At 36.7% G+C, this 8,357-nt stretch carries 7 protein-coding genes and 1 rRNA gene; 6 read left to right on the top strand and 2 right to left on the bottom strand.

The genetic code is table 11. From position 1 onward, the window contains the following. Positions 1–108 (top strand): 23S ribosomal RNA (locus F6K22_RS22990); the annotation flags it as partial. Positions 109–283: 175 nt separating this feature from the next. Here the strand turns inward: F6K22_RS22990 and F6K22_RS22985 are convergent. Beyond that, a complete protein-coding gene (locus F6K22_RS22985) occupies positions 284–745 on the bottom strand; it encodes a hypothetical protein (protein ID WP_293103189.1) in 462 nt (153 codons plus the stop codon). A 586-nt stretch (positions 746–1,331) separates the two neighbouring features. Between F6K22_RS22985 and era the strand changes: the two genes are divergently transcribed. The 3 genes from era to F6K22_RS22970 all read left to right on the top strand — a co-directional run bounded on the left by era (position 1,332) and on the right by F6K22_RS22970 (position 6,365). Further along, on the top strand, positions 1,332–2,264 hold the full coding sequence (gene era, locus F6K22_RS22980) for a GTPase Era (protein WP_293103185.1): 933 nt from the start codon (positions 1,332–1,334) through the stop codon (positions 2,262–2,264). A 1,065-nt stretch (positions 2,265–3,329) separates the two neighbouring features. Beyond that, on the top strand, positions 3,330–4,400 hold the full coding sequence (locus F6K22_RS22975) for an N-acetyltransferase DgcN family protein (protein WP_293103182.1): 1,071 nt from the start codon (positions 3,330–3,332) through the stop codon (positions 4,398–4,400). A gap of 1,515 nt (positions 4,401–5,915) precedes the next feature. Continuing rightward, complete coding sequence (locus F6K22_RS22970; RefSeq protein WP_293103179.1) at positions 5,916–6,365, top strand: hypothetical protein; 450 nt, start codon at positions 5,916–5,918, stop codon at positions 6,363–6,365. Positions 6,366–6,533: 168 nt separating this feature from the next. Here F6K22_RS22970 and F6K22_RS22965 read toward each other — a convergent pair whose 3' ends face one another. Then, positions 6,534–6,731, bottom strand: a complete 198-nt coding sequence (locus F6K22_RS22965) for an NblA/ycf18 family protein (RefSeq protein ID WP_293103176.1) — start codon at positions 6,729–6,731, stop codon at positions 6,534–6,536. Positions 6,732–7,297: 566 nt separating this feature from the next. Here F6K22_RS22965 and F6K22_RS22960 point away from each other — a divergent pair. Continuing rightward, complete coding sequence (locus F6K22_RS22960) at positions 7,298–7,816, top strand: tetratricopeptide repeat protein (protein ID WP_293103173.1); 519 nt, start codon at positions 7,298–7,300, stop codon at positions 7,814–7,816. A 428-nt stretch (positions 7,817–8,244) separates the two neighbouring features. Continuing rightward, positions 8,245–8,357: helix-turn-helix domain-containing protein (locus F6K22_RS22955; protein ID WP_293103192.1), on the top strand; the 113-nt coding region annotated here is incomplete at its 3' end.

The following is an 8,357-nucleotide window of genomic DNA, read 5'->3' as shown; positions in this document are numbered from 1 at the left end:
TACGTTAGGTAGGTAAGGTCACGGGAAGACGACCCGTTGATAGGTGTTAAGTGGAAGTGCAGTAATGTATGGAGCTAAGACACACTAACAGACCGAGGGCTTGACCTCCATTCCAATCTTTGACTTCTGACTATGCAGCCTTCATTGTTTCTTTTATTTATTACAAAAAAATTTAGAAAAAAGGGTTGTTTTTAGACTATCTAAACAATCCTTTTTTCTGTTTAAAAGAAAACCCTCTTTTTGAATAACTCAAAAAGAGGAAAGCTACTTATCTGAAATTTATTTATCTACAAACAGCGCGATTATTTGCATTAAGAACTATTGTGCCTTCTTCTCCATTTATAATAACTGGGTTACCTGTACTGACTCTGAGTAGTCGGGGTTTTTGATTTAGACACTCTGTAACTTCTTCTCCCCAAGCTTCTATGGAAGCAGTATACTCCGCTCTGTAGCGCAACAGCTCATCTAGAGTAATTCCAGTGGGAATAGAAGGTAAATTGTTAACAAAAGCATCAGTTATTGGGCTATCGGTACGGACGCTGTTATTAACATCAATCTCAGTAATAATTGGAAAATCAAATTTTCTGGGTAAAGTTCTGTAAGGAATAGAAAGGTCTGGTAATGGCTGATAATCTTCTGACCCTGATTTATAGTCAAAATCAGATGGTATTGCCAAAGCTGGCATAGGTAAATTTGCAACCACCAGAGTACACAAACTTCCTAATAATGTAGCAAATTTATTCATTTTATTCTCCTAACACGTTAGCCGATCAAACCCCTTCAGGTTTCTAAATTTTCTGCCTCTGATAATTTTTATCACCTAATTTAGTTCAGTCAAAACAAACAACTAAACTAACTTGTAAAAAACTTAAACAAGGTGAAATTATCATACTCCACACAATTCTGTAACGTTTAGAAAACACATATATTATTAAGCAAGATATCTGTTAATTACCCAACTTTGTCATATACTAATTTTCTTAATGTCAGAAGTAGAGTTTATATCTTACCTATAGACGAGTGACTTCAGACTCAGACAATACTATAGCGCTTCTCTTATGAATGAGATACAGTATTTTTTCCTCTTTTTTTGTTCCCTGTTCCCTAAAATATCTAACTTTTGTACCTCATCTATTTGAGTTGAGAAATGCTATAGGTAGTTCATTTGTATTTTGATAATATTATTATAACTATCAGAAAAATGTATAGTATCTATCAGTAGACACTATTTGTTTGTTATACTCCTGTTTTAGTATTGTAAAGTATTGCCATTCAAGAATTTTGACTCGATCGGCTATTATTTGGGAAACAAAAGTTAAAAAAATACAAAAATGGAATTGTCCACGAATATAACTATTCCCGTAGCACCTGCAGGGTATAAATCAGGGTTTGTTGGTATAATAGGACGACCCAATGTTGGTAAATCTACTTTGATGAATCAACTGGTGGGGCAAAAAATTGCTATTACCTCCCCAGTTGCTCAAACTACTCGTAATCGTCTGCGTGGTATCTTGACCACAGAAGCAGCGCAGATGATTTTTGTTGATACTCCAGGTATTCATAAACCTCACCACCAACTAGGAAAAGTATTAGTTCAAAATGCTAAAGTAGCAATTCAGTCTGTCGATGTAGTCTTGCTGGTAGTAGATGGATCGGTAATAGCAGGTGGAGGCGATCGCTATATTATAGACTTATTGAACAAAACCGAGATACCTGTGATTATAGGTATGAACAAATTAGACTTACAACCTGAAGACGATCGGGAAATAGAAGCTAGTTATCATCAGTTAATCACTCCTCACCCTTGGCAAATAGTTAAATTTTCTGCTCTGACAGGAGACGGAATAGAAGCATTACAAAATTTGTTAATTGAACATCTCGAAGCAGGACCTTATTATTACCCCCCTGACTTAGTAACAGACCAACCAGAACGCTTTATTATGGGGGAACTGATCCGCGAACAAATCTTATTGTTGACTCATGAGGAAGTACCCCACTCAGTAGCGATCGCTATTGATAGAGTAGACGAAGAACCAACTATTACCCGTATTCTTGCCACTATAAATGTTGAACGCTCATCTCAAAAAGGAATTATGATTGGCAAAGGTGGAAATATGTTAAAAGCTATTGGCAGCGCAGCACGTCAACAAATTCAAAAGTTGATTGCAGGTAAGGTCTATTTGGAACTATTTGTGAAAGTACAACCTAAATGGCGACAGTCTCGCATTCAGTTAGCGGAGTTGGGGTATCGGGTTGAGGAATAATACCAAATCTCAACAATTTTGCTATATTTCCTGAAAAAAGGTTTTAGGTGGTAGGTGGTGTCTTGTTAGGGGTTTCTGGAAAAATATCAAAGTATAAATTAGTTTTTAAATCAAGCATTAATACATGATAAATGATATAAGATAAATTCCATTAGGTTTTAGTAGGAGTAGGATTGATATTTTGTTATTGTAAGGTTATTAATTATCAAATCATAGTAAAAACAGAATTATGAGCAGTTAGAAATTATTTTTAACAAATATACTCATCGATAAATCCTAAAGAGAAATTTTCAGAGAAAGATTAGATTATACAATTTTGAAAAAATAATGTTACGAATAATAAGCACTATTGTAATAATTTATCGGAAATATATATTTGACGAAAAAGATAAGTTACGACATAAAAAATGTTATCAAACATATTCATTATGACTCCTGACTCCTGAATTATCAGAAATAGCCTAGCTATTTGTAGCCAAGATTTATCAATTTTGTATAATATCAAATCCGGTTAAACAGTTATAGATTGATTAAGTCGTAATTGAGTCAGGAGTCAGGAGGACCGAGTCAGGAGGGGAGAGAATTACAAAGATTGAGTAGTTATGACGATTGGAGAATTTTTTTATGTCCAATTCCCCCGGATTTGATATAATAGCTAAATTTAACTAATTGAGAAATATTATATAGTTTTGATTAAATCAAACTCACTTCTAAACCACAGTAATAAATCATGTTAAATTCCCTGGCTTTGGATTGATATAATTTCTACCAGAAACCACTTGAGAAACCGGGTTTGTATTAGATATCACACAATACCAAAATATCCCTCCAAAACCCTGTTTATGTAATGCTTTCTAATACCTAGACTACCGGATTTGATATCAGATCTTAACTGGTAGGGAGAAAGATTATAGCCTACCCAACAAATTTTAATTTATCTGTAAATATTAAGTTTTCAATTACTTTTTCTGTTTTTCCTAAAATCTAGAATTGAAATGGGGAACGTTATCTATATTAATAGTTAATTAGTTAAATCACCAAATAGAATTTTTCCTTGAGAAAATTATGACTACAGAAAATCCACAATCAAAAATCAAAAATGGTAAAATAGCAATTTTGCTACACGATGGCATCCATGGTTCACATGGCAAAACAGGCTTATCACTATTACGTTATAGTCAAGCAGAAATTGTTGCCGTCATCGATCGCCAATCTGCTGGAAAATCATTGCCAGAACTTACTAAAATTCCCCGTGATATCCCCATAGTTGCTTCCGTTGCCGAGGCGATCGCCTTTGATCCGGAAATATTAGTCATTGGTATCGCTCCCTCTGGTGGTGCTTTGCCTGACGAATGGTTTGAAGAAATCAAAGCAGCAGTTGCGTCTGGGTTATCAGTCGTAAACGGTTTACATACCCCACTCGCAAATAATTCCGAAATCATACCACTTTTGCGGAAGCCACAATGGATATGGGATGTGCGTCAAGAACCTCAAGGATTAACTATTGCTAGTGGGAAAGCTAGAACACTTTCTTGTCGGCGGGTTTTAACAGTTGGTACAGACATGGCGATCGGCAAAATGTCTACCAGTTTAGAACTAAATGCAACTGCTCAACACCGAGGTCTCAATTCTAAATTTCTGGCCACAGGGCAAGCGGGTTTGATGATTGCTGGGGATGGTATTGCGTTGGATGCAGTGCGGGTTGACTTTGCTGCTGGAGCAGTCGAACAAATGATTATGCAGTTTGGCAATACCTACGATTTACTTATTATTGAAGGGCAAGGTTCCCTATTGCATCCAGGGTCCACTGCCACCCTCCCATTATTGCGTGGTATTCAACCTACTGATTTAATCTTGGTGCATCGTGCCAATCAAACTCATATTCGCAATCATCCTCATATATTGATTCCACCATTACAAATAGTGGTTCAGTTGTACGAAATGGTAGCTAGTGTGGGTGGCGCTCTACAACCAGCGCGAGTTAGAGGTATTGCAATGAATACTTTTCATTTAGATGAAGTAGGTGCTAAAGGGGCGATCGCTCAAGTCGAAACAGAAACTGGTTTGCCTTGTACTGACCCTGTGCGTTTTGGTGCTGATTTATTGTTGGATGCAGTTATGAATATCAATAAGTAGTGGTTTGTCGATTTTCAAATGATTGGTTGAGATGCTGACTGGGAAGACAAAGGTCAAAAGTAGACAAGGGAGAAAATTTAATAGCTTACCCATCAAATCAATATTGACAGACCAGTAGTAAGGTTTCAATTATTCTTAGGTAATCTTAAATATGTTAAGGATATTGTTTGGCACATAGCTTTAATTGCTAGAAGGAAGCTGCCAAAAATCATTACTTGTTTACCACTACCTGTTCTGATAATTCTGAACTAGGGAATGGATATTACAAATGTAGTTGGCCTTATTTTAGCACAAAAGTCAAGTGTGTTGGCCTTCATATCTTTTTAGACCAATCAAAAAATAGTTTAAAGGAACTAAATTTACATTTAGTCACTAGAGAATATTCCTAGGCATTTTTCCCAATCGTAATTTTTGCACACAAGTCCTCTAGATAGTCTAAAATACACATATAGTGCTAGCACTATACTTGGTAAGTCAATTTGCCTACCTTTTCCAGCTAAGGGTTGAGGGCGTTGGACTTTTAGTATAATTATCTGAGCTTCTGGCAGATTGGTATCTTGGATACACGAAACATCGTTTTTGTCAACCTACTAGATTGCTGTATGGCTCAAATACCCAGACTGCCTGAACTGCTCCCTAGGTTCAGTATAAAGGCATATTTCTTGATTTAGAAGTCCCTAATACTTTAGTTGAGCTTCTGCCAAAACCAGCGCTAAGTGAGTTCCAAGTCTAAACAGTTGTTGAGCCTCTGGGGAAAAAGTAACCTGAGCCTACAAACTGTGGTAGGTCCAACAACGCTACAGATTTTCCGCTTGGTTTCCTAGAGACCATGGACTGTAACGGCAGCTTTCCTCCCCACCTAAGCTAATGGTAATGGTTGGGTATCCAACCCTTGAAATACTCTCCGGTCTGAAGACACGGAGATTCTCCTGAAAACAGGATTCTTGGTTCAACAAGTCCACTTAAACTAATTACCTTGCGATACCTAGCCCAGAGATAGTCCTCTCCCCAAGGGTTTGCTCTATTGCCTCTTGCCTCCTGCGGAGGAGCTGCGCTAACAGAGGAGCTGCGCTAACAATATCCTGTTCCCGCATACTCTACGGTACAGTTCAAACCTTAAAAAAAACTTTGGTTCTCTGGTACTTAGTGCTAGTTTGCTAGGATTAGTAGCTAGGTTTTTAGAGCGGTTGAATACCTTTGCCGCTTATATAAGCATAGCGCAAAGTCCCCCTTTTAGGGCTATCCATTACCCACATCTTTCTTAACATAAAACGTAGACATTAGTAAAGAAGTTATGAATTTGCCATTCAATGGATATTTCAGGAGAGTAAACCTATTTAATGAGAGGCTTTTCTTCCCCCACCTCCCCACCTCCCCATCTCCCCACCCCCCCATCTCCCTATCAGAAAAGGGTTTTAGGAGTTCCTTATAAGGGATAGCTTTTAGGGGGAAGCTTTAAACCCAATTTTTCGGTAAATTTGATCAAGCTAGCATTAGCAGTATAGGAATAGGACTGTGGTTCATACATTTATCTTAGAATCAGGCCAATGGATGATTGCAGGAAATTGGCTAGAACGCAACGGAATGTTGATTACTGTCAAGGGTAAAACTATTGTGACATGGGAACGTACAGATTGGTTCTCTATGGAAACAGAGCTAATATTTCCTAGTCAAGACCGTGAGGATATTACTTTACAGTATAAAGGACGTCTCGACAGTGACGAACGACGCTATACCTTTCTTTTGCAGCACAGTGAACTAGGAAAAGTCGAAGGAGAAGGATGGCTTGGTATTGATTCAATTATTCAGCGTTATTGGGTACTTGGAAATGACCGCCAACGTCGTAGTGGTTTTGAAACTTTACTCCACTTAGATCAATATCGATATTACTCCAGTAGTGGCGTTTTAATAGGTCCTTCTTTGATTAGTGCTATGGAAGCAACTATAGAGCGTGAGCGAGAGTAGTTAATCTTACTAAAATTTATAAAATTCCTTCAATCAATCTAATGGCTATATTTGTCTAGAAAGTTTATGATATTTGAAAAATTAGTTGACGCCCCATCATCCCCAAATCTGTTTCATTAGTTTGAAATAGAGTTAGAGAAGGAGGTCGCCCCTAGGACAACTTCTGAGTTAATCAAAATTAGGGTTAGATTCTAATCCCCAATTATGCTTTAAAAATTGTTGGTAAAGAGTTTCCCTTACCAACATTTGTTCATATAATTCAACTAAGCATTCTTGAGCTTGTTGTAAATTCATCTGCCGCACCTGAGTCTCAAAAGACCGAACGCTAAATTGCTTCTCTAGTGGCAGTTCCATAGGTTGATCCATAGTTTAACTCCTTTAATACTAACAATGACCTACTGACCATGCTTCCTTGTTGCATCAGTAAATGTAGATCCAAAAAATTCATACCAATTCCATGAACTTAGGCTACATTACTTATCTTCTACCAGCTTATATGATTTCATTCTTGAGATACGATATGTAGCCATATTTGAGGAAATTAGTATAACTTGAATAAATCCAGATATGTATTACTGGACGAGAGCGATCGCCTAATCTTTTCAGAAATTCTGATAATTAATTATTACTATCGCATTATGTTAAAAAATATAACAAATGTTTGACAAAACTGCCATGATTTTCCTTGCACCACAGATATAAAAATGGCAAATACCAAGCATTATCGTTGCTTGTTAATAAATCTTAGATAAAAATCAAGAGTAAAGATGCTCATTTTGAACAAATTTCTGATAGTAAATAACTGCTGAAAAAACAGAGCAAAAAGCTCAAACAACTCGACTTATATAGAGATTTATTTCTCAAGAGGTGCTCAAAATTAGAAGATAGGTAGTATGCTGAATCAGTAACTATTACTACTAGAATTCTAAAAAATGTTTTATAAAAAATCGAAGTACAGCTTATTGGCCATAACTGCAATACTGACCATACTCAGCACCACTCAAGCTGACGCTTCTTCTTTTCAAGCAACTCCTAAACAACCCCAATCAACTAACACTACAATTATTGCTCTGAACCAAGAAGCCAAAGCAGAATTTGAGCGTGGCGTAAAACTATACAAAGAAGGAGACCTCAAATCAGCAGAAGTAGCATTTCGCAAAGCTATTGAACTCGACTCAGAATTTGCCGAAGCTTATGCTAACCTGGGCAGTCTTTTGGCCAATCAAAATAATTTACCAGAAGCAATATCCCAATTTGAAAATGCTGTTCGCCTCAGACCAGAGCTAGCAGTGCTTCATTATCAATTAGGGGTAGCTTTGTATTTGGAGAATAAACGACCCGAAGCATTAGTATCTCTCAGCAAAGCTAGAGACTTATTACAAGAACAAGGTAAAACGGAAGATGCAGAAAAAGTTGAGAAAGCAATAGAAAGGATTCAAGCAGAATCTTAATTGCTTTTGCAATACTATAATTTCAGACAATTATTTTACGGAGATAGATATAGAAGAGATTTTTTAGCTTTTTGATAAAAATGAAAGTGGTCTTGAACAGCTTGATATCATCTTTTCATTAATTGATAATGGATAATTACCTCTGGTTAAAACCGTTACGGAATTGAATATAAGAAAATCACAATTTCTTTTCTTGGTCGATTGGATATGGCTAGGTTCGTAGTGCATCCAAGGACTGCTTTTTCTCCTTAAAAGGAGAAGCTTTAAACCTTTGTGGATTAATTATCAATTATCTATTGGTAAAATTTTCTACTTACTGCAAACCAGATTTTTTAGAGCATTGACTTAATCAAAAAATAACGATATAATACGTTAAAAAGCACACTATTAGACAGAATGTATTTGCTGCGCATATAAAACACACATACATGAAATCCATCAGAACCAAACTGAAACTTAATAACAAACAGAAAACCCTGATGGCTGAACACGTGGGCTATAGCAGATGGTGTTATAACTGGGGCTTAAGCTTATGGAATGA

Origin of the sequence: Okeania sp. SIO2F4, assembly GCF_010672385.1 — a bacterium.
Taxonomy (GTDB): Bacteria; Cyanobacteriota; Cyanobacteriia; order Cyanobacteriales; family Microcoleaceae; genus Trichodesmium.
Note: the sequence above shows the minus strand (reverse complement) of the source record. Positions and strands in the feature narration are given on the sequence as shown.

Excerpts from the sequence above, each read along its gene's own strand:
- F6K22_RS22985 (WP_293103189.1), bottom strand. The coding sequence starts at position 745 with ATGAATAAATTTGCTACATTATTAGGAAGTTTGTGTACTCTGGTGGTT.
- F6K22_RS22965 (WP_293103176.1), bottom strand. The coding sequence starts at position 6,731 with ATGGATCAACCTATGGAACTGCCACTAGAGAAGCAATTTAGCGTTCGG.
- era (WP_293103185.1), top strand. The coding sequence starts at position 1,332 with ATGGAATTGTCCACGAATATAACTATTCCCGTAGCACCTGCAGGGTAT.
- F6K22_RS22960 (WP_293103173.1), top strand. The coding sequence starts at position 7,298 with ATGTTTTATAAAAAATCGAAGTACAGCTTATTGGCCATAACTGCAATA.
- F6K22_RS22975 (WP_293103182.1), top strand. The coding sequence starts at position 3,330 with ATGACTACAGAAAATCCACAATCAAAAATCAAAAATGGTAAAATAGCA.